Below are 25687 nucleotides of genomic sequence, written 5' to 3'. Positions count from 1 at the left end.
TACAAAATTTGGAGGATAGAGTATACTCAAACCTATAATATTGATTTAGATAGAGGTGCAGAAAACAAAAGTATAACTATTTAGTCTGGCAGACGATTTGAGATAGTTAGAAAGGGAATTTTGCCGAAACGAGAGAGAAGCCGAGCTCTTTTGTTGGGAGTATAGAGAATATCTATATTACTGTCATTGATTACCAATGGAGTGCTATCTGTGGGAAAGATAATTTTGATGGTATTATTTTATTTATGAATAATATTATTTTTATGATTGCATTTATCACAGTTTGGCATAACTGTGATTTTTTTTATTTAAAAAAAAGAATCATAAGTTAAATAAATGAATATATTTTATTTTGTTTATATAGATTTTTCACATGAATAACAATATCTTATTTGTATATATGCTATAAATTTATTTTGGAGTATATATAAGAATGATATTGAAGATATAGAAAACAAATATTTGTTTTTTATTTTAATATGGAGTATATAAAGAAGTATAAAATATTTTATTAAAAATACAAAAATATTTTAAAACGGGAGGAAGAAAGATTATGATTAATGGAATTTGGTGTGGACTTATTGTTATTGGAGTAATAGTTTCTATGTTTACTGGAAAGATTCAGGCAGTTACTGATTCGGCGATATCTTCAGCAGGAACAGCAGTAGAGATATCAATAGGGCTGGTAGGGGTAATGGCATTATGGCTAGGTCTTATGAAAATAGCTGAAGAAGCAGGAATGGTAAGAGCAATGGGAAGAGCGATGAAGCCTCTTATGATAAGATTGTTCCCAGAGGTACCAGCAGATCACCCAGCTATGGGAAGTATGGTAGCGAATATGGCAGCCAACTTCTTCGGATTAGGAAATGCAGCAACACCATTAGGAATAAAAGCTATGCAGGAACTACAGGATTTGAATACTAATAAAGATGAGGCATCAAATGCAATGGTAATGTTTTTGGCAATAAATACTTCATCTGTAACTCTTATTTCTTCAAGTGTAATAGCATACAGAACGGCAGCAGGTTCAGCAAATGCAGCAGAAGTTATAGCACCTACAATAGTGGCAACACTAGTATCAACAGCTGTAGGAATAATAGCTTGTAAAGTTCTGCAAAAGTTACCATCATTTAAAAGAGAAGAAATCTAAGAAATAAAACAGATGAGGGAGGAATAGAAAATGTTTGTAATGATAATGAATCAAATATCACTTTTTGCAATACCAATGATAATATTTATAATAGTAGGATATGCATTCTTTGTGAAGAAGGTAAAAGTATATGAGGTTTTCTGTGAAGGAGCGAAGGAAGGATTTACAACAGCAATAAGAATAATTCCATTTCTAGTGGCAATGCTTGTAGCAATAGGAATATTCAGAAGCTCAGGATGTATAGATATAATGATGAAAGTATTGGATCCAATATTCTCAATGATAGGAATGCCGGGAGAAGTACTGCCAATGGCAATAATGAGACCACTATCTGGGGGAGGAGCAACAGGAATAATGAATGATTTACTGTTGACATATGGACCAGATTCACTAATAGGAAGAATAGCTTCAACAATGATGGGATCAACAGAAACAACATTCTATGTACTTGCAGTATATTTTGGAGCAGTGAGTATAAGAAAAACAAGACATGCAGTAGCAGCTGGGCTTTTAGCAGATGTGGCTGGATTATTAACAGCAGTATGGATTTGTAATATAATGTTCAGATAAAATTTTGAGGTGGTAATGTGTTAGGTAAAAAACTTAAAAAAGGAGATACTTTAGGTATCATAGCACCAGCGAGTTTTACTTCTATGGAAAATGTAGAAAGTGCTAAAAATAATCTTGAAAAAATGGGATTTAAAGTTGTACTTGGAGAGAGTACAAAAAGCAGATGGTATTCATATGCTGGACCTGAAGAAGTGAGAGTAAAAGATATAAATGATTTTTTTGCTGATTCTAATATAGATGGAATAATCTGTATGAGAGGAGGATATGGATGCAACAGACTTGTTGAAATGGTAGATTATTCAGTTATTGAAAAAAATCCTAAAGTTTTTATTGGATATAGCGATATAACTACTCTGCATATGGCGATCTTCCAAAAGACAGGGCTTGTAACATTCCATGGACCTATGGCTGTAAGTAATTTCTCAGGAGAATATAATCAAGATACTTACAGAAGCTTTGAAGAAGTACTTATGAATGATAACGATGAAATAGTATTAAAAAATTTCACTAAGGAATTAGGAGTGCTTTCTGAAGGAAGAGCAGAAGGAGAAATAGTAGGAGGAAACCTAGCTACAATGATAGCCAGTCTTGGAACTGAATATGATGTAGATTATAATGGAAAAATTCTTTTCTTAGAAGAGATTGGTGAAAAAACATATAAAATTGATAGAATGCTGAACCAGTTGAAAAAATTTAAGGTTTTTGAAAAAATAAGTGGAATTATTCTGGGAGATTTCAGAAACTGTCCAGCAGATTCTGAGAATGATATGTCTTTAATGGATGTATTTAAAGATTATCTTTCAGATTTAAAAATGCCAGTAGTATATGATTTTGAATCTGGCCACAGTGAACCTATGATTACATTGCCTATGGGAGCAAAGGTAAGAATAGACACAGCAGTTAAAGAGATAAAAATCTTAGAAAAGGTTGTAAGATAATCTATGAATAAAAAAAATAGTATTTTAAAAGAAAAGATAGAAGAAAATAGTGTTCTTTTTGTAGCATGTTATATGGGGAGATTGATACTGCAAAATGGAGGAGAAACTTATAGAACAGAAGAAACTATAAGAAGAACTTGTGAGCACTATGGAATAAAAGCTAATAGCTTTGCTACTTTAAATACTATAATCACTTCAATAGATTCTTTTGATGGAAAGAGATATTCAAAGGTAGACAGAATAGATTCGAGAACTTTAAATTTGGATAAAGTAGATAGATTGAATCATATAGCAAGAAATCTTGATGAATATAAGATATCAGAAGTAAAAGAAAAAATAATGGAAATAGAAGCTGAAAATAAAATGGACTTTAAGAAGAAAGTATTGGGGAATGTTCTTGTTGGAAGTGCATTTGCCATACTTTTCAGAGGAGGGATAAGAGATAGTATTGTGGCTCTTATCTCTACCTTTGTTCTTGCATGTACAGATGAACTTATAAAAGATTTGAAATTAAATAACTTCTTTGTTAATTTTATTGGAGGAGTAATTGCAGCAATAATTTCATTGACATTTTTTAAGTTTAACTTTATAGAGGATATATCTATTTCTATAATATCTGCCTTGATGCTTCTTGTTCCTGGAATATCTTTTACAAATTCAATAAGAGATATTATAGCTGGAGATTTTGTTTCAGGGATATCAAGAGGAGTGGAAGCTGTAACTACAGGAATAGCACTAGCTTCAGGGTCAGGGATGATACTTTCTATTTTTCTATGATTTATGGGGGGAAGGATGATTATTCAAATAGCTGCCGCAATAACCGCAACTTTGGGATTTGGGATACTTTTTGGATTGAATAGAAGAAAACTGTTCTTTGCAGGAATAAGCGGAGGAATAGGATGGTTTTTCTATTTAATCTCATTAAAAGCAAATCTATCAGAAGCAATAGCATTTTTAGCAGCTTCTTTATCAATGACAATATATTCAGAAGTAATGGCTAGAAAATTAAAATCTCCTGCAATAACATTTCTTATAGGTGGTTTTATACCCTTAGTTCCAGGAAGTGGTGTTTATTATACCATGTATGGACTTATAAAAAATGATATGCAGATGACAGTGCAAAAAGGAATACAAACCTTTATAGTAGCAGGGGCAATAGCTGTAGGCATACTTTTAGGTTCAACAATATGTCAGATATACTTTTCAAAAAAGAAAAGAACGCAATAAATAATTTATGATACAACTAGGAAAAACTTAAATTCAGGAGGGAAAAATGAAATTGTTTGGTACTATGAAAGCAGAAAATGGGATACTGGCGATAGGGGGAGTAAAAGTTACTGAATTAGCAGCAAAATATGGAACGCCTCTATATATTATGGATCAAGCTCTTATAGAAGAGAATATAACAAAATATAAAAATAATTTTAAAAGCACTAAATTTGATACATCAATAGTTTATGCTTCCAAAGCATTTTTGTCAAAAGCTATATGTCAGCTGGTTGGAAAATATGATATAGATATAGATGCTGTATCTGGAGGAGAACTATATGCTATAAAAGCAAGTGGGCTTCCAATGAAAAAAGTACATATGCATGGAAATAATAAAACTAATGAAGAACTGGAAATGTGCCTGGATTACGAAATAGGAAGTATCATAATAGATAATGAAGAAGAGATAGGAAGATTATCAAAAATCTGTAAAGAAAAAGATAAACAAGTTAAAGTGATGATGAGAATAAATATTGGAATAGATGCTCATACACATGAATATATAAAAACTTCTAAACATTCATCAAAATTTGGAGAATCAATATTTGATGAAAGAATAACTGAAATAGTAGAAAAAATAGTGAAAGATGAAAATATGGAATTTTTAGGTTTTCATTGCCATATAGGTTCTCAAATATTTGATACAAAAGCATTTCATGAAGGTATTGAATCAATGGTAAAAGAAACTAAAAAAATATCTGAAGCCTTAGGTATATATATTCCAGAAATCAACCTTGGAGGTGGATTTGGAGTTTACTATACAGAAAAAGATACTGCAATAGATATAGAGCAATTTATGAGATCTATGATAGAACATTTAGAAAAAAGCATAGAAGCTGAAAAATTAGAAATTAAAAAAGTAACTATCGAACCTGGAAGAAGTATAGTAGCCAATGCTGGAAGTACTCTATATACAGTTGGAGGAACAAAGACTACATATGGTGGAGTAAAATATATATTTATAGATGGAGGAATGACTGATAATATAAGACCAGCATTATATCAGGCAGAATATGAATCTATTGTAGCAAATAAAGTAGATGCTCCAGCAGAAGAGATTGTAACAGTAGCTGGAAAATGCTGTGAATCAGGAGATTTAATAATAAAAGATGGTAAACTTGCAAAGGCTGAAACTGGTGATTTAGTACTAGTAGCTACTACAGGTGCCTATGGACATTCAATGTCTAATAATTATAATAAAGCTCCAAAACCAGCAGTGGTATTTGTAAAAGATGGAAAAAGTACTTTATCAATAAAGAGAGAAAGCTTTGAAGATCTTATTAGAAATGATATGTTGATAGATTTATAAAAAGAATTTATTTTTTTTATAAAATATCATATTCGAAAAATATGAATTATTTAGAAAGATAATTTATGAAAATAAAAAGATAAAATATAAAATAGTGAACAAAAAATTATTTATTTTGATTGATAGAACAAAAGTGAATAAATTGGTAAAATCATTAAGGAATAAAAAATTTCCTGAAATCTGGAGGAATAATGAATATCAATGCAATCAAAGAAAAAGTTGAAAAAGAAAAAGAATGGCTTATAAATGTTAGAAGAGATCTTCATAAGCACCCTGAATTAGGGCAGGAAGAGTTCAGAACAATGGAAAAAATATGTGAATATTTACAGGAAATGGGAATATCATATAAAGATAAAGTATTTAAAACTGGGGTAATAGCTGAAATAAAAGGAGAAGATCAAGGTTATACAATAGCTTTGAGAGCTGATATTGATGCATTGCCTATAATAGATAAAAAAAATACTTCTTATGCTTCAATTAATGAAGGAAAATGTCATGCTTGCGGGCATGATGCTCACACGACTATTGCATTAGGAGTTGCAAAATATTTTTCTGATAATAAAATAGTTCCACCATGTAATATAAGATTCCTGTTCCAACCTGCTGAAGAAACAGTAGGAGGAGCGAAACCAATGATACAGGAAGGGGCTCTTGAGAATGTTAACTGTGTGTTTGGACTTCATGTAGATGAATATCTTCCAACAGGACACATTGGAATAAAGTATGGAGCAATGAATGCTTCATCAGATACTCTTAAAATAAATATATATGGAAAATCTTGTCATGGAGCTTATCCAAGTGGAGGAGTAGATGCAATATTGGCTGCTTCTCATGTAATGGTGGCACTTCAATCTATAGTAAGCAGAAATATAGATGCCAGAGAAAGCGGAGTTGTTACTATTGGAACAATTCATGGAGGAACACAAGGAAATATAATAGCAGATAAGGTTCAATTAGTAGGAACTTTAAGAACATTAAATCCAGAAGTTAGAAAAACTATGTTAGAAAAGATAGAAGAAATAGTTACTAATGTACCAAAAGCTTTTGGAGGAAGTGGGGAGTTTATAAGAGAAGAAGGATATACTGCTCTTATAAATCATGATAAAGAAGTAGATATAGTAAAAGAAAATGCTGTGGAACTTTTAGGAGAAGATAATATTTTTGAAAAGAAAACTGCAAATATGGGAGTAGAGGATTTTGCATATTTTATAGAAAATACTCCAGGAGCATTTTTTACTCTAGGTGTAAAAAATAAAGAAAAAGGTATAGATGCTCCTGCACATAATGGACTATTTGATATTGATGAAGATGCACTTCTTGTAGGGGTAGAAATGCAGTTGTTAAATATTTATTCAGCTTTCAATAAAAAATAAAATTCTTGGGAGGAAATAAATGCCAGAAATGACAGGGATAAAAAGAAGAAAATATTTTGAAGGAATGAAAATACCACATACATATGTAATAATTTCATGCATAGTATTGCTAGCTTTTATAGCTACTTATCTAGTGCCAGCAGGGGTGTACCAAAGAGTTTTAGATCCAACATCAGGAAGAAACATTATAGACCCAACAACTTTTAAATATGTAGAAAACACTCCAGTAATGTTTTTTTCAATGACTCAGCCTAATCTTTTTACAGCGTTTGTTAAAGGGTTGAAAAACTCAGCAGGAATAGTATTTTTTACTTTCTTAGTGTGTGGTTCATTTAATATGATGCAGAAAACAGGTGCTATAGAAGGTGGAATAGCAAGAATAGCTCTTCTTCTAAAAAATAAAAGTATGCTTCTTATACCAATAGTAGTATTTGTATTTTCTATTGGAGGAGTTACAATAGGTATGAATACAGAAGCTATTGCTTTTGTTCCTTTGGGAATAGTAATGGCAAGAGCATTAGGTTTTGATGCTATGGTTGGAATGTCAATAGTAGCTCTTGGAGCAGGAGTTGGATTTGTTGGAGGATTTGTAAATCCTTTTACTGTAGGAGTAGCACAGCAGGTATCACAGCTTCCTATATATTCAGGAATGGGATATAGAGTTGTAGTATATGTAATCTTATATGTTGTGACTTGTGCATATATTATAAGATATGCTCATAAAGTAAAAGCTAATCCAGAGAAAAGTGTAGTAAGAGACTTAGAAAAAAGTGATAATTTCAGTATTGACTTTGACGCTCTTCCACAACTTACAAAAGCTCAAAGAATAGTTTTAGGAATATTTTTTCTAGGATTTGGAACTATTATTTATGGAGTATTGAAATATGAATGGGGAACAGATGAATTGATAAGTGTATTCTTATTGATGGGACTGTCTTCAAGTTTTGTATGTGGTATAGGACCAAGTAAGGCTGCTGAAAATTTCATAGAGGGAGCTAAAGGTGTTTTGTTTGGGGCTTTATCAATTGGAATAGCAAATGCAGTTTTAGTAGTTCTTCAGCAAGGTCAGGTAATAGATTCGATATTGCACTCATTATCACAAGCTATTTCTCACCTTCCAGGATATATATCAGTAGTATTGATGTATATAACTCAAATATTTACAAATGTATTTATTCCATCTGGTTCTGGACAAGCAGCAACAACAATGCCTATAATGGCTCCTTTAGGAGATTTATTAGGAATTTCAAGACAAACAACAGTACTGGCATTTCAATATGGAGATGGATTTACAAACTATATAAATCCAACAGCAAGTGGATTAATGAGTTACTTAGCTATAGCTAAAATACCATATGAAAAATGGGTAAAATGGATGGGGCCTTTAATGGGAATCTGGTTATCAATTGGTGCTATCGCAGTAATAATAGCTCATATAATAGGATATTAAAAATAAAAAATAAATAAATTTAAATTGGTAATATAAGATGAGACAACTTTGAGGGATAACAGAATAAAGATCATAAATTATATTACCAATTTTTGTATTTATAAAACTGTGGAAGCAGGGAGGAGGAGAGAATGAAATTTTCTAAAATGCAGGCAGCAGGAAACGACTTTATTCTTATGAATGGAATGATAGAAAAATCTTCAAACTGGAATGAAACAGCTAAGAAAGTTTGTGACAGACATTTTGGAATAGGTGCTGATGGGCTTATGTTCTGTGAAGAAAGTTTAAAAGCAGATATAAAAATGAATTACTATAATTCAGATGGCTCTAGAGGAGAAATGTGCGGCAACGGAATAAGATGCTTTGCTAAATTTGTATATGATAATGAAATTGTAAAAAAGAATGAGTTTTCAGTGGAAACAGACGCAGGTATAAAATATATAAAACTTGACATAGGAGCATTAGGAGCGATAGAATACCTTAAAGTAGATATGGAAAAAGTTGACTTTAAAGGGAAAAATGTTCCATGTACTATTGAAAAAGAAAATATTTTAGAAGAAGAAATAATGATAGGAAATAAGAAAGTAATATTTTCAAGTGTTCTTATGGGAGTTCCTCATACAACTATCTTTGTAGAAGATTTTGATGAGTATGATGTGAATGAAACAGGAAGCCTTATGGAAAAAGCAGATATTTTTCCTGAAAAAACAAATGTAAATTTTGCTAAAGTGACAGCAGATGATACAATAATGATAAAAACATGGGAGCGAGGAGCTGGAAGAACACTTGGATGTGGAACAGGATGCTGTGCTACAGCAGCTCTTGCACATAAATTGGGGAAAATAAAAAAAGATAAAATAAAACTTCTGGCAGAAGGAGGAGAACTTTTCATAGAGATAGGAGAAGATTATGAAATAACTATGTCTGGAAAAGCTGAAACTATATGTCATGGGGAGTTTTTAAAATAAAAGAGAACAGGGAGGAATAAAAATGTTAAAAATGCCAGCATCAATAAGTTTAGCTAATCTTCCTACAAGAATTGAAAAATTAGAAAGACTTTCCAAAAAACTTGGAAAAAATATCTACATCAAGAGAGATGATTTTACAGGATGTGAAATTTCAGGAAACAAAGTCAGAAAACTTGAGTTTTCTATAAAAGAAGGAATAGATCAAGGGTGTGACACTTTTATAACATGTGGAGGAATACAGTCTAACCATGCAAGAGCTACAGCAGCTGTTGCTGCAAGATTAGGACTGAGAGCTATATTGGTGCTTAGATCAGATGAGGAACCAGCTATGGAAGGAAATTATTTTGTAGATAAACTGTTGGGAGCAGATGTGAGAATAATCACTTCAGAAGAATACAGTGAAAAAAGACAAAAAATAATGGAAGAGATAAAAGCTGAATCTGATGCTGCTGAACATAAAGCATATATAATTCCAGAAGGAGCATCAAATGGAATAGGAACATTTGGATATTTGAAATGTATGAAAGAGATAGAGGAACAGGAAAAAGAACTTGGAATAACTTTTGACACAATTCTTTCAGCTGTAGGTTCAGGAGGAACTTATGGAGGGCTGTTCTTAGGAAATAAACTATTTGGATTGGAGAAAAAAGTTGTAGGAGTAAATGTCTGTGACGATGCAGAGTTTTTTAAGAATAAAGTAAAAAATATAGTAGATGAAAGTTTAGAATATCTTGGAGAGAAATTAGAATTTTCTAAAGATGAAATGTGTATAATAGATGGTTATGTTGGAAGGGGATATGCTCTCAGCAGACCAGAAGAATTAGAGTTTATAGCAAAATTGGGAAGAGAAGAAGGAATAATATTAGACCCTGTATATACTGGAAAAACAATGTATGGGTTCTATAATGAAGTTAAAAAAGGCAATCTAAAAGATTGTAAAAATATCTTATTTATACATACAGGTGGATTTTTTGGATTATTCCCTAAACAGGAAGAATTTAAATTCTAAATAAAAACAGTGAGGTGTTAAAATGGCAGAGTTGAACAAGAAAAAAAGTGTGTGGGAAGCCTATCGTTTTTCTATTATTTTAATAGGAGCGATAATTTTAGGAAGTATCATTGGAACTGTAATGGGAGAAAAAGCAAAAGTATTTAAACCTTTTGGAGATTTATTTATTAATGGAATGTTTACAATAGTTGTACCATTGGTAATGGTGACTATCAGTAGTTCAATTTCTAGTATGAGTGATATGACAAGATTGAAAAGTATTCTTAAGAACTTGATACTTGTGTTTGTTTCAACAGGATTTGTAGCTGCAATAATAATATTAATTATAGTAAATATTTTTCCTCCAGCTCAAGGAGTAAATCTTAATATTTCAGCAGCAGAAGCATTAAAACCTTTCCAAACTGGAGATCAGATAGTAAAAGCTATAACTGTTACAGACTTTCCAGAGCTTATTTCAAGAAAGAATATGCTTCCATTAATTCTTTTCTCAATAGTTTTTGGACTATGTGTAAATATGGTTGGAGAAAAGGGAAGAAAAATTGCTGATGGACTGGATGCTTTAGCAGAAGTATTTTTGAAAATGATAAACCTATTAATGTACTATGCACCAATTGGATTAGGAGCCTATTTTGCTTCACTTGTTGGAGAATATGGAAAAGAACTTATAGGATCATATACAAGAGCTATGGTAATTTATTATCCTCTATGCTTTGCATATTTTATCTTTATGTTCCCAGTTTATGGTTATATAGCAGGAGGAAAAGAGGGATTGAGATCACTAAAACATCTTCTTTCACCAGCTTTAACTTCTTTAGCTACTCAAAGCAGTATAGCTACTCTTCCAGTTAACTTGGAAGCAGCTGGAAAAATTGGAGTTCCTAAAGATATAAGAGAGATAGTTCTTCCTATAGGAGCAACTGCTCATATGGATGGAACTGTATTTAGTTCTATACTTAAAATTTCATTCCTTTTCGGTATATTTGGAGTTCCATTTACTGGTGCAGGAACATATATTAGTGCTATTCTTCTGTCAATAGTAGGGGGAGTAGTAATGTCTGGAGTTCCAGGTGGAGGACTTATTGGAGAGATGCTGATAGTTACTATGTATGGATTCCCAGCAGAAGCCTTTCCTATTATAGCAACAATTGGATATCTTGTTGATCCACCAGCTACAATGATAAATGCAACTGGAGATACAGTGGCAGCTATGCTTGTAACAAGAATGGTAGAAGGTAAGGACTGGATTAAGAAAAATTTAGGATAATTTAACTGACTGCTTTGACCTTTAGATAATAAACTTTATCTGAAGGTCTTTTTTATTTTTTGAAATATAAAAAAATAGATATATGTGAATTAAAGAAAGAATATGTAATAACATGAAAAAATAAAATACATACATTATTTGCTGTCTTTAAAAGCTTGATGTGAAAAGTTTTTAGAAACAAAGAAAACAAAAGATAATTTAAGTTGTAATATAACAGTTTTGTTTTAGTTTAGTTGATTAAGTTTGAATATTGTACTAAACTTATATCAAGAAAGGAATATTTATAAAAGAAATAGAATGTTGAGAACAATATATATAATCTTAATCTTAATGGCTTTGAAAATAAATTTAAATTTTTTTAAAGAAAAATATAAATATATGATTCAGGAGGTGCATTGATGTTAGAAGGTTTAATTGGCTCGATTAAAAATATGGTACTTTCATTAAACGGATTGTTATGGGGTAAACTTATAACTGTAAATGTTGGAGAAACAATAGTGGAGCTTAGTCTTTTGGTAGTTATTCTCATACCAGTGGGATTATACTTTACACTAAGAACAAGATTTCTTCCATTTAGAATGTTTCCAGAGATGATAAAATGTGTTTTGGAACCTAAAAGTTCTACAAATAAAGATTCGATATCTGGACTGCAAGCTTTGTTCATAGCTACAGCTTCAAGAGTAGGAATGGGAAACTTGGCAGGGGTAGTAGCAGCAATATCCTTCGGTGGACCAGGAGCAATATTCTGGATGTGGCTGGCAGCCTTGATAGGTGCTTCAAGCGCATTTATAGAATCAACTCTGGCTCAGATATATAAAGAAAAAGATCCATTGTATGGAGGGTTCAGAGGTGGACCTGCATATTTCATGGATAGAATGAGAATAATAACTTGGGTAAAAGAGGAAGATGAGTTTGTTGATAATATAAAAGGTACTTCAAAATATATATCAGCAGATGGAAAAAAATATTACACTAGAGGAACTAGATTCAGACTTTTAGGAGTATTATTCGCACTTTCTGGATTACTATGCTGGGCAGGAATAAGTCAGGTTATTGCTAACTCAGTAAGTCAATCATTTGCAAATGCTTTTAACTTTCCACCACTATACACAACAATAGGTTTGGTTATTATTTCTGGGATAGTATTATTTAAAAACGAAGGAATAGTAGATGTACTTAATAAAATAGTACCAGCAATGGCAATACTATATTTCTCAGTGACATTGTTTATAATCATAAAAAATATAGGGCTTTTACCCCAAATGTTTGAAAATATATTTGTACAGGCTTTTGGATTTAGACAGGCAGTAGCAGGAGGATTTGGAGCTATATTGATGCAGGGAGTAAAAAGAGGATTGTTCTCTAATGAGGCAGGGTCAGGATCAGCTCCATGTGCAGCAGCGGCAGCAGATGTTACTCATCCGGTTAAGCAGGGTTTAATTCAAGCTTTAGGAGTATTTATAGATACATTGTTAATCTGTAGCTGTTCAGCTTTTATAATGCTTCTTGCACCTGAAAGTGTAACAAAAGGATTAATGGGAATGGACCTTTTGCAAGCAGCAATGAATCACCACATAGGACAAACGGGAGTAATATTTATAGCAGTAATACTGTTCCTATTCAGCTTCAGTACTTTCCTTGGAATAATGTTCTATGCAAGAGGAAATGTAGCTTATGTCTTTGGAGATAACTGGAAATCACAAAATATATACAAAGTATTTGCACTGGGAATGCTGTTTGCAGGTGGACTTGCACAATATACATTTGTATGGGAACTGGGAGACTTGGGAGTAGGGTTGATGACAGTCTTCAACATGATGGCAATAATACCACTGTCAGGACAGGTAATAGAATCATTAAAAGATTATGAACTTAATTTTATGAATAAAAAAACTAAAAAATCAGAGATTATTGAGGAAATACAGGAAGTAATTTAGAAAGTTTATATACAGCAAAATATCTTACATTAAATGAGGAGGAAAATATTATGGAAAAAAGAAAATTTATGCCAGAACCTTTTAAAATTAAAATGGTAGAACACATGGGAACTTTAGGTAAAGAAGAAAGAAAAGCTGCAATAAAAGAGGCTGGATATAATACTTTCTTATTAAGATCGGAAGATTGTTATATTGACCTTTTAACTGACTCAGGAACTAATGCAATGAGTGACAGACAGTGGGCTGGACTTATGCTTGGAGACGAGGCATATGCTGGAAGTAAAAACTTTTATCACTTACAAGCAGTAGTAAGAGAATATTTTGGATTTAAGTATATAGTTCCTACTCACCAAGGTAGAGGAGCAGAGAATATTCTTTCATCTCTTACAATAAAACCGGGAGATTATATACCAGGAAACATGTATTTTACAACAACTAGATTCCACCAAGAGAGAAATGGGGCTACATTTAGAGACGTTATCATAGATGAAGCTCACGACCCAGCAGCTGATTTACCATTTAAAGGAAATATAGACCTTAAAAAATTCCAAGCATTGATAGATGAAGTTGGAGCAGATAAAATACCTTACATTTGCTTAGCAGTAACAGTTAACCTAGCTGGAGGACAGCCGGTATCAATGGGAAATATAAAAGCTGTATCTGAGTTAGCTCATAAAAATGGAATAATGGTTATGTTTGATGCAACTAGATGTGTTGAAAATGCTTATTTCATTAAAGATAGAGAAGAAGGATATCAAGATAAAACTATAAAAGAAATAGTTCATGAAATGTTCTCATATGGAGATGGATGTACAATGTCTGGTAAGAAAGACTGTATCACTAATATTGGTGGATTCCTATGTATGAATGATCATGATATGTATGTAAGGGCGACTGGAATGGTAGTTCAATTTGAAGGAATGCCTTCATATGGAGGATTAGCAGGAAGAGATATGGAAGCTATGGCTATCGGTATCACAGAATCAGTTCAATATGAATATATCAGTTATAGAGTAAATCAAATCAGATATCTTGGAGAGAAATTAGAAGCAGCAGGAGTACCAATGGTAAAACCATTTGGAGGACATGCAATATTCGTAGATGCAAGAGCATTCTTAGATCACTTAACTCAGGATGAATTCCCTGCTCAATCATTGGCAGCAGCACTATATGAAACTTCTGGAGTAAGAACAATGGAAAGAGGAATCATATCAGCAGGAAGAGATGTTGTAACTGGAAAAGATCATCATCCTAAACTAGAAACAATCAGATTGACTATACCTAGAAGAGTGTATACATATGCACACTTAGATTTCGTAGCTGATGCAGTAATTGAGCTGTATAATAAAAGAAAAGATATCAGTGGATTGAAATGGGATTATGAGCCAAAAGTATTGAGATTCTTTACTGGAACATTTAAAACTATCAACTCTGAATTAATAAAAGGATATTAAAACTATATTCAAATAAGTAATGTAAAATAAAAGATTAGTCCAAAGGAAAAACTGAAATATGTATTTCTGATGGACTTTTTTTTATTTTGTTAGAGTTTTTTCAAAAAATTTAAAAAGTTATTGTATTATGTTGGAAAAAGGGATAAAATAAAAAGGAAAATCAATATATTATGGAGGATTTCATCATGAATTCTGAACAAACTGCGGAAGACAATTTAAAATTGCTGCAAAAAGGAAGCGGAAAGCTATATATGCTTTGCTTGGGAGTAGGGATATTGACAGGTCTCATTGTTTCTATTTATAGATGGGGACTGGGATATGCTAATCACATAAGAGAGAGTATTTTCAGTCATGAAGATATGTCAAGTCCTATGTTTCTTGTTATGGTATGGATAGGATTTATCATAGTGGGATTGCTTGTGGATCTCATTGCGAAAAAATATCCAAAAACATCTGGAAGTGGTATACCACAAGTAAAAGGTATAATTTTGAGACAACTTGATTATGTAAAATGGTTTCAGGAATTAATTGCCAAATTTATTGGAGGACTATTTGGAATAGGATGCGGACTTTCTTTAGGAAGAGAAGGACCATCTGTACAACTAGGTTCTTATATAGGATATGGAGCTACTAAAATTTTCAAAAGAGATTCTGTTGAAAAAAAATATCTTGTAACAAGTGGAGCAAGTGCAGGATTGGCAGGAGCTTTTGGAGCACCTCTGGCAGGGGTTATGTTCAGCTTGGAAGAGCTGCATAAATTTATATCTTCAAAGCTTTTAATATGTACTTTCCTAGCAAGTATTGCTTCTGATTTTGTTGGAAGAAGAATGTTTGGTATGGAGACTGCTTTTAATTTGGTTGTAAATTATCCTAAAAATTTAAATCCATATTTTCAATTTGGATTATTCATTTTGTTTGGTATAATTATTGCATGTTTTGGAAAAATATTTACAATGACTTTGATAAAAATTCAAGATATATATAAGGGAGCAAAATTACCAAGATGGGCAAAAGTTTCTTTTGTTATGACAACTTCATTTATTTTGTGTTTCATTTTACCAGAAGTAACAGGTGGAGGACATGAATTGGTAGAAGAGATGGCAGGAGGAAATAGAACTATACAACTGCTTATAATTATATTTGTTGTAAAATTACTATTTACAGCTTTATCATATGCAACAGGATTTGCAGGAGGAATATTTTTACCAATGCTGGTATTAGGAGCTATCTTAGGGAAAATATATGGAATGGTACTAATGAATATATTAGGAGTTGGACCAGAGTATATCCCACATTATATGGTATTAGGAATGGCTGGATATTTTGTGGCAGTAGTAAGAGCACCTATTACTGGGGCAGTACTTATATTAGAAATGACAGGAAATTTTGATCATTTACTTGCACTTGTAACTGTTTCTGTGGTAGCATATTATATAACAGATTTAATGGGATTGGAACCAATCTATGAAATTCTTTATGAGAGAATGGCAAAAGATACTCCAGATGAAAAATTGGAAGACAGCAAAAAAACTATTATAGGCGTTCCAGTTACTGGTGAATCAGAGCTGGATGGAAAGAGAATATGTGAGATAAAATGGGCAGAAGATGTTCTTGTAGTAGCTATAATAAGAAATGAACGCGAAATAATTCCAAAAGGAAATACAAAGATAGAAGCAGGGGATAGATTAACAATACTTCTTCCAGAGAAAAAAGTTCATATTATGAAAGAGAGTTTATATAAATTAGGAACTTGCAGTTAATAATCTTTACATAAAATATCTTATAGGGGGAATAAATATGGAATTTAAAGTGGAGCATCCACATTTTGTGGAAAATGAAATAACTTGGGAAATCTCAGGATTAAAAAGTACACTTAAGTATAAGGGAAATCCAGTTAAATTAAAATGGGGAAAAACAAAACTGCTGGATGACTATGGAATAGAAAGAGAAGTTAAAATATCAGATAATTTTTTTAATTCTCCAATGATAGTTATTGATAAAACTGAAAAAATAAAAGTGATGGAAAATTATTCTAAAATAGCTTATTTCTTTATAATTCCTTCTTTTTTATTTTTAATAAAAGGGGGAGCTTTAGGAGCTGTATTTGCAGTAGCTAATATTTATTTTGTAAGAAATACTTTCCTTACAGATAAACCAATGGGAACAAAAATAGGATTGAGCCTTCTTTCTACTGTTGGAGGAATATTGCTTTTATTTGCAATAGCTATAATACTTACAATATTAATCAGAGGATTCTAATTAACATATTATAGATATAAAGTGATTCGAAAGAGAGAAGAAAGGAAGGGTAGAATGCTTGACTTTAGGATTTATACATTTTTAGAATTATGTAAAACATTGAGTTATACTAAAACTGCTGAAAATCTTCATATGACACAGCCAGCTGTGACTCAGCATATAAAATTTTTAGAGGAATTTTATAAAAATAAATTATTTCTATATTCAGGGAGAACTTTATCATTAACAGAATATGGAAAATTATTATACAGATATTTGGTTGCAATGAATTCTGATTCTGAAAAAATAAAAGAAAAAATATTGAACCTATCTTCAAATATTCATGCTCTGAATTTTGGAGCAACTCTTACAATCGGAGAATATTTAATTCCAAGAGTATTAAAAAAACTTTCTTCTGATTATCCTGAGATAAATGTTTCTATTTCAGTGAAAGATACAAAGCTGCTTCTTGAAAAATTAGAAAATGGAGATATTGACTTTCTTTTAGTGGAAGGGTTTTTTGAAAAAACTAAATATGATTCTTTCCTTTTTTCTAAAGAAGAATTTGTTGCTGTATGCTCAAATAAAAGTAGATTCGCTCAAGGAGAATTTACATTTGAGGAACTTCTGGGAGAAAGAATAATAGTCAGAGAAAAAGGGTCAGGAAGCAGAGATATTTTTGAAAAGATACTTTATGATAATAATTTATCTGTCAATGATTTCAATAAAAAATATGAAATAGAAAATATAAAAGTAATAAAAGAGATGGTAAAAGAAGAGAGAGGAATAACTTTTATATACAAAACAGCAGTTGAAAAGGAAGTTGATAATAAAGAACTTGCAATTATAAATTTAAAAAACTTCCATGCAGAAAGAGAATTTAATTTTGTATTTTTAAAAGACAGTATTCACAAAGAAGAATATAAAAACTGGTTTGAATTTATGAAAAAATGCTGAAAGTAATTACTTTCAGCATTTTCTTTATATTAGAAATTCATATATCCCTATTCCACAGATTCCAGATGCAAGCATAACACAAATTGGATTTACTTTAAATTTTCTAAGAGCTACAACAGCACAAAGAAAAATTGCTACTGAAATATAATTTAGGTGATTTTCTTTTAGATTTATTCTATCACCAAAGAAAGCAATAAGAGCAATTGTAGTTCCAGCAGAAGCTATAAGACCTACAACAGCTGGACGTAAACCTCTCAATATACCTTTAATGACTTTAAGATCTCCATATTTAAAATAAAGGAATGTGAATATCATAACTACAATAAAAGAAGGAGTAATACAACCAAGAGTAGCAACTAAGGCTCCTTTTATTCCTGCTATTTGTATTCCTACAAATGTAGCGCAATTTAAAGACACAGACCCTGGAGTCATTTCAGCAATAGTTATAATATCTGTAAATTCTTTTAGTGTAAGCCATTGATGAAGATCAACCACTTGTGATTTAATAAGAGGCATTGCTGCATATCCTCCACCTATGCTAAATAATCCTATTTTGAAAAAGCTTATAAATAAATTTAAATATATCATAAATTATCACCTCTTTTTAAATGTTTTGAGACTTGAATTTGTATCCGCTAGAGATTGCTCCAATGGCTCCACAAACAAGAACTATAAATATAATATTGATTTCAAAGAAATATACTGCAATAAATACAACGATTGTCATTAAACTAAAAATTAATTCTTTTCTTTTGACTACATCTTTAGCCAGAGAGAATGTAACATCAAAGATGATTGCTGCAATGGCAGCCTGCATACCTTTCATTAGAGCATTTACAGTTACATTATCTTTAAAAGAGATGTAGAAGAATGATACTATTGACAATGTAATAAGCGGTGGAAGTGCTGTAGCTGTTATAGAGATCAATGCACCTGGAATACCTGCCAATTTATATCCAACTAATATAGATATATTAATAGATAGCGAACCAGGAGATGATTGAGCAATTGCTATAAGATTTAGGATTTCCTTTTCTTCTATCCAATGATATTCTTTCACAAATTTCTTTCTCATGAGAGAAACAATAACAAATCCGCCCCCAAATGTAAATGCACTAAGGTAAAGCATGGTCGTAAAAAGTTTCCAGTAGCTTTTTTTCTGTAAAGTTAGGTTTTCCATAATTTACCTCCATCTTTTAATAAATTTTTTCTTTTTATTTTATATACTTATTATATAACTTGTTTAATTATAAAAAAAATAATATAATATTATAAAGTATATAATTTTTTTCATATGATAGGAGGGTTATGTATGACATTGAGACATATTAAGATATTTTTAGCAGTCTGCAAGTATAGTAATGTAACTATGGCTGCAAAAGAGCTGTTTATAGCTCAGCCAGCTGCAAGTCTTGCTATAAAGGAACTGGAGGAATATTATGGAATAAAACTTTTTGACAGAATATCTAAAAGGTTGTATATTACAGAGCCTGGGAAAAAACTTTTAAGTTATGCATCACATATAACCTCTCTTTTTGATGAAATGGAAAAGGAATTAAAGTGTTATGATTCATTCAGTAATTTAAAAATAGGAGCAACTATTGCAACAGGAACATACTTTATGCCAAAATATGTAGAGAAATTTGCTGAAATATGTCCTGGAGTTAAAATAAATGTATATATAGAAAATTCGAAAATAATAGAAAATAAACTTCTGACAAATGAACTGGATTTAGCTATAATAGATGGAATAATACATTCGGAAAATATAATAAGCGAGCCTATCTTAGATGATAAGCTTGTAATAATATGCAGTCCTAAAAATCCTTTGGCAGAAAAGGAAACTGTTTCTCTGGAAGAGATAAAAAACCAGAATTTCCTTTTAAGAGAGAGGGGAAGCGGTACAAGAGAATTGTTTGACAGTATACTTTTTTCAAGAGGAATAACTATAGAACCTCTGTGGGAAAGTATTAGTACAAGAGCTTTAGTAATTGCTGTACAGCAGAATATAGGAATAGCAGTACTGCCATATTATCTTGTAAAAGAGGAGCTTGAGAAAAAAATAGTATCAAGAGTAAGAATAAAAAATATAAAATTTGTGAGAAAATTTAATATTATTCACCATAAAAATAAATATTTAAGTTCATCAGCAATGTCTTTTATTGATATGTGTAAAAAACTTGAGAAATAAAAAAATGAGGATAATCAATATATTGATTTGTCCTCATTTTCTTAAATTATGCTTTTATAGTTTTATCATTAGATTCCATGAAAGCAAGATATTCTTCTTTTGTCATAACAGGTTTGAAGTTTTTAAGAATTTCTTTTCCTGTTTTAGCTTCATCAAATAAAAGATCTACAACTGTAAGAGCCATAGATTTAGCAGGAGCAAGATAAGCATATTCTTCATCTACAATAGAGTATCCTCTAGTATGAAGAGCACCTTTTACTCCACCAAACATAGGGTGAAGAGTAGGAATGATATGAGATACATCACCAAAATCGAATGATCCAGTGAAATCTCCTCCATCTATGATATCTTCATCTGTCAATCCTATATAATGAAGATTTTCTCTAAGAACATTTTCCATATCATCATGTTTTAAAATAGGAAGATATCCTGGAAGTTCAGTTATTTCTATTTCAGCTCCAACAGCCATAGCTCCAGCAATAAGAGCTCTGTTGACTTTTTTGTTAGCATCTATCATACTGTCAATAGTTCTAGCTCTTACATATGATTCCATTCTTACATCAGCAGGAACCACATTTACAATGTCTCCCCCTTTTGTAATAATAGGATGGAATCTTACTCTGTCAGCTTCTTTGAAAGTCTCTCTTTGAGCATTTACATTATTAATAGCAAGCATAGCTGCATTTAAAGCATTTATTCCTTCATATGGAGCAGAACCTGCGTGAGCCTCTTTTCCTATAAATTTAATTTCTTTACCTATAAATCCATTGCTTTCAGGTCCTACAAGTACTTTTTTATCTCCAGTATCAAGCACATGGAACATTATACTCATGTCTACATCATCGAAAGCACCTTTTCTGATTAGTTCTTGTTTTCCACCAAAATATTTGATATGTCCTTCAGCTTTTAGTTTGCTTCTGTATGCAAGTTCGATAAACTCTTCAGCAGGAGTTGCAATGAAATCTATTTTTCCATCAAGGTCTTTGAAAACACCAGATTTGATAAGTCCTACAGCAGCTCCAAGCATTCCAGCTATCTGCACATTGTGACCGCAAGTATGAGAAGCGCCAATGCTGTTGGCATCAGGATGCTCTGAACAAGATATTCCATCTAATTCTCCAAGTATAGCTACTTTAGGCCCATTTTTATCTTCGTTTATTCTAGCTCTGCATCCTGTATAAGCTATTTTATCTTCAACTTCTAATCCCAGTTCATTCTTAAAAAATTCACTAACAGTTTTTGTTGTTTCAAATTCTTTATATCCAAATTCAGGATTTGAATATATTTTTCTTCCTGCTGTTATGATAGTGGCTTTATTTTCTTCAATAGCTGCAAGTACTCTTTCTTTTAATTCATTTTTGTTCATTTGATCCTCCTTAGACCCTTTTTAGACATAGCTTTATAACTAAATTATACTTTTTATTTAACAGTATTTCAATGCTTTAAAATTTAAATATCTCCTCTTAGTTTTAAAACAGTTTCAGCAATAAGAGCACAAGCAAAGAATATAGTGATGAAAACAATTATTGAAATAAGGATAATTTTCCATGACATTTTTTTCAGATCATCTATTTTGTTTCCAACAGAAAGTCCAGCGAAAGCAAGTAAAGGAGTTGTAATTGCCATGAAATTAATCTTATCAGTATAGTGCATAAATGTTGAAGATAAAGGATTATAAGGCATACTGAAAATAAATCCTAAAATAGTAACCCATCCAAAAGCAGGAAATATAGATTTTGGAAACAAATCTCTTATAATCAAAGCTATCATAGCTACAGCAATAATAATTATCATTCCAGGAATAGCATCAATAATCGGCATATTCAATCCTATTTTCTGTGTTAAAAGAACAAGCATTCCTGCAATAAATAAAAGTCCTGTGTTTTTCTTTAGTCTTGGTAAATTTATTGTCATGTTTATTTTCCTCCTCTTCTTCCTAAAATTGGTTCTAAAACAGAATACATTTTATTAGTTAAAGGTAATGTTACAAAGATTAAAAAGTTTACTCCAGTAATTCCTGAAAGCATATTACTAGTAGCTGCATATGCGAGAACAGTATCTTTCATATCAGGTGGAACAACTTCTGTCAAAGCGGCAGCAGCAGCAGTCATCATACTTCCGCTTCCTACTCCACAAGCCATTCCTAAAGCATAAGGATGAATTCCAGAGTAAATAGAAACAGAACCAAGAATACCAAATATAATAGTACCAATAACTGTTCCAATTAAATAAGTTCCTAAAACTCCGCTTCCTTCAGGAGAGTTTATACCATATTTTTCACTGATAACTCCAAGTGATGGTTCTCTACTGATACTAGATGTTGCCCCAACAGCTTCTCTTTTCATTCCAAGTAATAAAGCTAAAGGAAGAGCAACTAATGGAGAAAGCAGATGTCCACATTCTTGAGCTAAAAATGCTGGTCCAGCAGTTAAGATTTTTTGTATATTAGGTCCTGCAAGAGTACCATATTTAACACCAAGGATTAATAATCCCATTCCTACCAGTTCTCCAGCAAGAACTATTTCTTCTTGGTCTACCAGCTTTCTCAAGGCTTTTATTTTTTTCCCAAGTAGATCAGGAGTAATAAATAATCCGATAACAACAGCATAAAGCATAGGAAATAAGATGATACTTACTTTCCATACAGGAATAGCAATTTTTCCAATCATCTCAGAAATAATAACAATGATTAAAGAAGTTATTATTACTTTTAATAAAGAATTTTTCATAGTTGTTCCTCCTTAAATAATTTTACATTTTAAGTCTTTGTCTTAAATAGGACTTTATTTAAAGCAAGTATATTCCAAAAAAATAATTTTGTCAATTAAATGTTTGGAAAAAAATGGTTTTTTTCGAAAAAAGTATTAATAGTACTTATAATTTGATGCAAATAAAAAAAACGTATGTAATTTTTTGAACTTACATACGAAGAGTTAAAAAGTTATTAAATTAAAAATTGATTTTTATTACACGTCTAGGTCTTCCAGCTCCAGTAGGATTTTCAAATTTACTTTCCTCTGCATAGCCATTTTCTATTATTTTTTTTAATATACGATTGACACTTCTTTCAGTTATATTAAGAAAATCGGCTAAGTCTTCACTGGTAAAAGTGTCTTTTTCAAGCTTTTTCATTATTGATTTAATTTTTTCTATATAAGAAGAACTGATGCCAATTTTTTTTGATAAGTCAGCAATATTTTTATCTATGGAATTTACATAATTTATTTCTTTTTCATTCATTAAAGGTCCTTTTATTTCAAGACCATCATAAAAATAAATATTGTTTTTTCCTTCACTGATACTTAATTTTAAAGCGTTTCTAGCATTTTTTTCAGATTGATGAATAGTGGCTCCTTCTCCAATTCCAATTCCAATTAGAAAAGCTTTTTTATATTTTTTAGAAACAATAGAATTGATAGTCTTAAGATTTTCCTTATTGTATACTAATCCTTTATTTGAAAGAATTAAGTATTCGTTGTCAGCAGTTATTTGAATATTTCCTTCCATTTCTTTTGAATAATCTAATAAGTCTTTTTCAAATTCTATTTTATTTTGTAAAAGATTTCCCTGTACTCTATTTTGATTAGAAGATTCAATTAATTTAATTATTTGAACACAGATTAAACTTTTTTCTATTTTTTTGTATTTTATAGTATTGATAAGATTTTTAAACTCCTCCTTGATTTCAAATTTAGTAGCTTGAATTCTATAAACAGGTATGTTTTTTTCTTTCAAATGATAATAGATATGTCCAAAAGATGTAAGAATACAATTTATTTCTTTATTTTCATATTTAGTTAAAAAGTTTTGAAGATATTCCTCTTCAGAGAGAGAAAAGTCATATTTTTGAAGATAAAAATCTTTTATGCTGATTTCAAATTCTTCAAAAAATTCTAAAATATCTTTTTCTTCAACTACATCAATACCTATTTTAAGATTTTCCAATTGGATACCATCATTTTTTAATTCCCAAAAAGATTTTAACATTCCAATCTGTCCCCTTTTGGTAAAAACAATCGGTTTAGTCAATTCTAGATTTTTACTTAAAAATGAATATACTGCAATCCCTGTAAGATAGATTCCATCAACTTCATTTTCTATGTTTTGAGTTATTTCTAAAAGTTCTCTAACTTTTATTTTAGAATATTTTATAAATTTAATATGAGTATATTCCTTTGAAAGGATAGAATATATTTTTTCAACAGAATCAGGAGATCCAATTATAGCTATTTTCATCAAATTACCTCTTCAAAAATTAAATTATTGTATACAGTGAATTATATCATATTTTTAATTAAAATATTTCAGATATTTTATTAATAGTTATAAAATCGTTTAAATAGCTCTAATTCAGGCAGTGAAAAAGTTAATTGTTTTAAAATTTTTTTATAAAAATTTTTATAGCTAACAAACAACTAACAATTATACAACCCCCATATTGTTATTTTATATAATTCTATCAACTGCTTTTTTAAGCTCTTCAATATCCTTATGAGTATAAATCTTTTCAGTCATATCATAATTACTGTGTCCAATAATTTTAGCTATAGCTGTAGTATTAGCATCAGCGTTACTCAGTAGACTGGCAAAAGTATGCCTACAATCATGTATTGTGTGTTCCATCTTGATTTTTTCCATTAAAGGAATAAATTTTGTTGCTCTCCAATTAGTATATTTTATTTTTTTATTTCTAATACTCTGGAACAAATATATTTTTTCAGTTGAAATATATCTTGTTATTACAGGTAAAATTCTATAATTGAATGGAATTAATCTGTCTTTTCCAGCCTCTGTTTTTGATCCTGCTATACAATATCTGTCTTCTAGATTAATGCTTGATATTTTTAACTCTAATAATTCGCCTATTCTTAAACCAGTATAAATCATTGTTAATATTATATCTACATCTTGTATTCCTGACAATTCCCACAATTTATCAATTTCATCAGAAGTAAATATTTTTCTTTGAATAACTTTTTCATTTTTCTTATTAATATCTATAAGTATACCATAATTTTTTTCTACCAACTCTCTTTTTAATGCAAAATCAAAAATTTGTATACATAAAGATTTTTTTAGGCTTAGAGTTCCATAAGAATATGATTTATTTGAATCAAATAATTGCTGTAGTATAGCTAATTTGATATCTTTTATTGGTGTGTTGTAGACAGGTTCAAAAAATTTAACAAGAGATTTTTTGAAGCTATAAGTTTTAGAGGTTACTTTTTCAATATCTTGTTTCATCATTTTCTCATATACTTCATAAAATGTTATTTTAGCAGCTGTTAGGTCATAAGGATCCCTGTTATACTCTGCTAAAGCTATTTTAGCTTCTTTACTACCCTCATAATACCCTAGGATAACTCTTTTTTGTATCCCTCCTTTTAAACTTACAGTTTTAACTGCAACATAAGGTCTTCTCCTTTTTCCAGACAGCTTATATACACTGCCATATCCATTAGCATTACGCATAAAAAAATCACGTCCTTTCTGTTATTTCTAGGTATAGCAAAATAACCAAAGTCGTGATATAATACAAATACCTATTATATATCGCATGACTTTAGTTGTGCATATGTTCAACAGTTCCTATTTGGCGTAGGAGCTGTT

Annotated in this window: 24 protein-coding genes and 1 riboswitch; of the genes, 17 read left to right on the top strand and 7 right to left on the bottom strand. The window is 30.9% G+C overall.

Going from position 1 to position 25687, the window contains the following annotated elements:
* Window positions 1-42: 42 nt before the first annotated feature.
* Window positions 43-215, top strand: a riboswitch (Lysine riboswitch).
* A 338-nt stretch (window positions 216-553) separates the two neighbouring features.
* The 16 genes from C4N20_RS16595 to C4N20_RS00405 all read left to right on the top strand — a co-directional run bounded on the left by C4N20_RS16595 (window position 554) and on the right by C4N20_RS00405 (window position 17886).
* Window positions 554-1150, top strand: coding sequence for a nucleoside recognition domain-containing protein (locus C4N20_RS16595; RefSeq protein WP_008695721.1), 597 nt, complete (start codon window positions 554-556; stop codon window positions 1148-1150).
* A 30-nt stretch (window positions 1151-1180) separates the two neighbouring features.
* Window positions 1181-1720 carry a spore maturation protein gene (locus C4N20_RS16590; RefSeq protein ID WP_008695720.1) on the top strand — a complete coding sequence of 180 codons (540 nt, stop codon included), beginning with the start codon at window positions 1181-1183 and terminating at the stop codon, window positions 1718-1720.
* Between the two features lie 17 nt (window positions 1721-1737).
* Window positions 1738-2658: a S66 peptidase family protein gene (locus C4N20_RS00470; RefSeq protein WP_005982024.1), complete on the top strand. Its 921-nt coding sequence runs from the start codon at window positions 1738-1740 to the stop codon at window positions 2656-2658.
* 3 nt (window positions 2659-2661) lie between these two features.
* The gene (locus C4N20_RS00465) at window positions 2662-3435 is read left to right on the top strand and encodes a threonine/serine exporter family protein (RefSeq protein WP_005982026.1); all 774 of its coding nucleotides are present in this window, start codon (window positions 2662-2664) and stop codon (window positions 3433-3435) included.
* Between the two features lie 15 nt (window positions 3436-3450).
* Entirely contained in the window at window positions 3451-3885 is a 435-nt protein-coding gene (locus tag C4N20_RS00460; protein WP_005982028.1) for a threonine/serine exporter family protein, read from the top strand.
* A 46-nt stretch (window positions 3886-3931) separates the two neighbouring features.
* Complete coding sequence (gene lysA, locus C4N20_RS00455) at window positions 3932-5236, top strand: diaminopimelate decarboxylase (RefSeq protein ID WP_005982029.1); 1305 nt, start codon at window positions 3932-3934, stop codon at window positions 5234-5236.
* Between the two features lie 191 nt (window positions 5237-5427).
* Window positions 5428-6609: a M20 metallopeptidase family protein gene (locus C4N20_RS00450; RefSeq protein ID WP_005982030.1), complete on the top strand. Its 1182-nt coding sequence runs from the start codon at window positions 5428-5430 to the stop codon at window positions 6607-6609.
* Window positions 6610-6628: 19 nt separating this feature from the next.
* Window positions 6629-8059, top strand: coding sequence for a YfcC family protein (locus tag C4N20_RS00445; protein ID WP_005982031.1), 1431 nt, complete (start codon window positions 6629-6631; stop codon window positions 8057-8059).
* A 131-nt stretch (window positions 8060-8190) separates the two neighbouring features.
* Complete coding sequence (gene dapF / locus C4N20_RS00440; RefSeq protein ID WP_005982038.1) at window positions 8191-9027, top strand: diaminopimelate epimerase; 837 nt, start codon at window positions 8191-8193, stop codon at window positions 9025-9027.
* 22 nt (window positions 9028-9049) lie between these two features.
* Complete coding sequence (locus tag C4N20_RS00435) at window positions 9050-10036, top strand: D-cysteine desulfhydrase family protein (protein ID WP_005982040.1); 987 nt, start codon at window positions 9050-9052, stop codon at window positions 10034-10036.
* Between the two features lie 22 nt (window positions 10037-10058).
* Window positions 10059-11300 (top strand): dicarboxylate/amino acid:cation symporter, encoded by a 1242-nt coding sequence (locus tag C4N20_RS00430; protein WP_005982042.1) that lies wholly within the window; start codon window positions 10059-10061, stop codon window positions 11298-11300.
* Between the two features lie 398 nt (window positions 11301-11698).
* Window positions 11699-13237 carry an alanine/glycine:cation symporter family protein gene (locus C4N20_RS00425; RefSeq protein ID WP_106878532.1) on the top strand — a complete coding sequence of 513 codons (1539 nt, stop codon included), beginning with the start codon at window positions 11699-11701 and terminating at the stop codon, window positions 13235-13237.
* A gap of 50 nt (window positions 13238-13287) precedes the next feature.
* A complete protein-coding gene (locus C4N20_RS00420) occupies window positions 13288-14691 on the top strand; it encodes a tyrosine phenol-lyase (protein WP_005982049.1) in 1404 nt (467 codons plus the stop codon).
* Between the two features lie 185 nt (window positions 14692-14876).
* Window positions 14877-16451 carry a ClC family H(+)/Cl(-) exchange transporter gene (locus tag C4N20_RS00415; RefSeq protein ID WP_005982050.1) on the top strand — a complete coding sequence of 525 codons (1575 nt, stop codon included), beginning with the start codon at window positions 14877-14879 and terminating at the stop codon, window positions 16449-16451.
* 37 nt (window positions 16452-16488) lie between these two features.
* Window positions 16489-16950: a hypothetical protein gene (locus tag C4N20_RS00410; RefSeq protein WP_005982051.1), complete on the top strand. Its 462-nt coding sequence runs from the start codon at window positions 16489-16491 to the stop codon at window positions 16948-16950.
* Window positions 16951-17004: 54 nt separating this feature from the next.
* A complete protein-coding gene (locus tag C4N20_RS00405) occupies window positions 17005-17886 on the top strand; it encodes a LysR family transcriptional regulator (RefSeq protein ID WP_005982052.1) in 882 nt (293 codons plus the stop codon).
* 24 nt (window positions 17887-17910) lie between these two features.
* On the opposite strand, the gene C4N20_RS00400 is transcribed toward C4N20_RS00405, so the two are convergent.
* A complete protein-coding gene (locus tag C4N20_RS00400) occupies window positions 17911-18474 on the bottom strand; it encodes a chromate transporter (protein WP_005982053.1) in 564 nt (187 codons plus the stop codon).
* 16 nt (window positions 18475-18490) lie between these two features.
* Entirely contained in the window at window positions 18491-19015 is a 525-nt protein-coding gene (locus C4N20_RS00395; RefSeq protein ID WP_231940473.1) for a chromate transporter, read from the bottom strand.
* A 183-nt stretch (window positions 19016-19198) separates the two neighbouring features.
* Between C4N20_RS00395 and C4N20_RS00390 the strand changes: the two genes are divergently transcribed.
* Window positions 19199-20077 (top strand): LysR family transcriptional regulator, encoded by an 879-nt coding sequence (locus tag C4N20_RS00390; protein ID WP_005982057.1) that lies wholly within the window; start codon window positions 19199-19201, stop codon window positions 20075-20077.
* Between the two features lie 46 nt (window positions 20078-20123).
* Here C4N20_RS00390 and C4N20_RS00385 read toward each other — a convergent pair whose 3' ends face one another.
* The 5 genes from C4N20_RS00385 to C4N20_RS00365 form a co-directional block, all read right to left on the bottom strand.
* Window positions 20124-21443, bottom strand: coding sequence for a M20 family metallopeptidase (locus tag C4N20_RS00385; protein WP_005982059.1), 1320 nt, complete (start codon window positions 21441-21443; stop codon window positions 20124-20126).
* 83 nt (window positions 21444-21526) lie between these two features.
* On the bottom strand, window positions 21527-21991 hold the full coding sequence (locus tag C4N20_RS00380) for a hypothetical protein (RefSeq protein ID WP_005982061.1): 465 nt from the start codon (window positions 21989-21991) through the stop codon (window positions 21527-21529).
* A 2-nt stretch (window positions 21992-21993) separates the two neighbouring features.
* Window positions 21994-22806, bottom strand: a complete 813-nt coding sequence (locus C4N20_RS00375; RefSeq protein ID WP_005982063.1) for a DUF3100 domain-containing protein — start codon at window positions 22804-22806, stop codon at window positions 21994-21996.
* Between the two features lie 220 nt (window positions 22807-23026).
* Window positions 23027-24313: a hypothetical protein gene (locus C4N20_RS00370; RefSeq protein ID WP_005982065.1), complete on the bottom strand. Its 1287-nt coding sequence runs from the start codon at window positions 24311-24313 to the stop codon at window positions 23027-23029.
* 210 nt (window positions 24314-24523) lie between these two features.
* Entirely contained in the window at window positions 24524-25549 is a 1026-nt protein-coding gene (locus tag C4N20_RS00365) for a tyrosine-type recombinase/integrase (protein WP_005982066.1), read from the bottom strand.
* Window positions 25550-25687: the final 138 nt, after the last annotated feature.

It is taken from the genome of Fusobacterium ulcerans, from assembly GCF_003019675.1.
Taxonomy (GTDB): Bacteria; Fusobacteriota; Fusobacteriia; order Fusobacteriales; family Fusobacteriaceae; genus Fusobacterium_A; species Fusobacterium_A ulcerans.
This window is presented reverse-complemented; position numbering and strand designations above follow the sequence as displayed.

What these genes read in the sequence shown, in the direction of transcription:
- C4N20_RS16595 (WP_008695721.1), top strand. Translation starts at nt 554, where the DNA reads ATGATTAATGGAATTTGGTGTGGACTTATTGTTATTGGAGTAATAGTT.
- C4N20_RS16590 (WP_008695720.1), top strand. Translation starts at nt 1,181, where the DNA reads ATGTTTGTAATGATAATGAATCAAATATCACTTTTTGCAATACCAATG.
- C4N20_RS00465 (WP_005982026.1), top strand. Translation starts at nt 2,662, where the DNA reads ATGAATAAAAAAAATAGTATTTTAAAAGAAAAGATAGAAGAAAATAGT.
- C4N20_RS00460 (WP_005982028.1), top strand. Translation starts at nt 3,451, where the DNA reads ATGATTATTCAAATAGCTGCCGCAATAACCGCAACTTTGGGATTTGGG.
- lysA (WP_005982029.1), top strand. Translation starts at nt 3,932, where the DNA reads ATGAAATTGTTTGGTACTATGAAAGCAGAAAATGGGATACTGGCGATA.
- C4N20_RS00450 (WP_005982030.1), top strand. Translation starts at nt 5,428, where the DNA reads ATGAATATCAATGCAATCAAAGAAAAAGTTGAAAAAGAAAAAGAATGG.
- C4N20_RS00445 (WP_005982031.1), top strand. Translation starts at nt 6,629, where the DNA reads ATGCCAGAAATGACAGGGATAAAAAGAAGAAAATATTTTGAAGGAATG.
- dapF (WP_005982038.1), top strand. Translation starts at nt 8,191, where the DNA reads ATGAAATTTTCTAAAATGCAGGCAGCAGGAAACGACTTTATTCTTATG.
- C4N20_RS00435 (WP_005982040.1), top strand. Translation starts at nt 9,050, where the DNA reads ATGTTAAAAATGCCAGCATCAATAAGTTTAGCTAATCTTCCTACAAGA.
- C4N20_RS00430 (WP_005982042.1), top strand. Translation starts at nt 10,059, where the DNA reads ATGGCAGAGTTGAACAAGAAAAAAAGTGTGTGGGAAGCCTATCGTTTT.
- C4N20_RS00425 (WP_106878532.1), top strand. Translation starts at nt 11,699, where the DNA reads ATGTTAGAAGGTTTAATTGGCTCGATTAAAAATATGGTACTTTCATTA.
- C4N20_RS00420 (WP_005982049.1), top strand. Translation starts at nt 13,288, where the DNA reads ATGGAAAAAAGAAAATTTATGCCAGAACCTTTTAAAATTAAAATGGTA.
- C4N20_RS00415 (WP_005982050.1), top strand. Translation starts at nt 14,877, where the DNA reads ATGAATTCTGAACAAACTGCGGAAGACAATTTAAAATTGCTGCAAAAA.
- C4N20_RS00410 (WP_005982051.1), top strand. Translation starts at nt 16,489, where the DNA reads ATGGAATTTAAAGTGGAGCATCCACATTTTGTGGAAAATGAAATAACT.
- C4N20_RS00405 (WP_005982052.1), top strand. Translation starts at nt 17,005, where the DNA reads ATGCTTGACTTTAGGATTTATACATTTTTAGAATTATGTAAAACATTG.
- C4N20_RS00400 (WP_005982053.1), bottom strand. Translation starts at nt 18,474, where the DNA reads ATGATATATTTAAATTTATTTATAAGCTTTTTCAAAATAGGATTATTT.
- C4N20_RS00395 (WP_231940473.1), bottom strand. Translation starts at nt 19,015, where the DNA reads ATGCTTTACCTTAGTGCATTTACATTTGGGGGCGGATTTGTTATTGTT.
- C4N20_RS00390 (WP_005982057.1), top strand. Translation starts at nt 19,199, where the DNA reads ATGACATTGAGACATATTAAGATATTTTTAGCAGTCTGCAAGTATAGT.
- C4N20_RS00385 (WP_005982059.1), bottom strand. Translation starts at nt 21,443, where the DNA reads ATGAACAAAAATGAATTAAAAGAAAGAGTACTTGCAGCTATTGAAGAA.
- C4N20_RS00380 (WP_005982061.1), bottom strand. Translation starts at nt 21,991, where the DNA reads ATGACAATAAATTTACCAAGACTAAAGAAAAACACAGGACTTTTATTT.
- C4N20_RS00375 (WP_005982063.1), bottom strand. Translation starts at nt 22,806, where the DNA reads ATGAAAAATTCTTTATTAAAAGTAATAATAACTTCTTTAATCATTGTT.
- C4N20_RS00370 (WP_005982065.1), bottom strand. Translation starts at nt 24,313, where the DNA reads ATGAAAATAGCTATAATTGGATCTCCTGATTCTGTTGAAAAAATATAT.
- C4N20_RS00365 (WP_005982066.1), bottom strand. Translation starts at nt 25,549, where the DNA reads ATGCGTAATGCTAATGGATATGGCAGTGTATATAAGCTGTCTGGAAAA.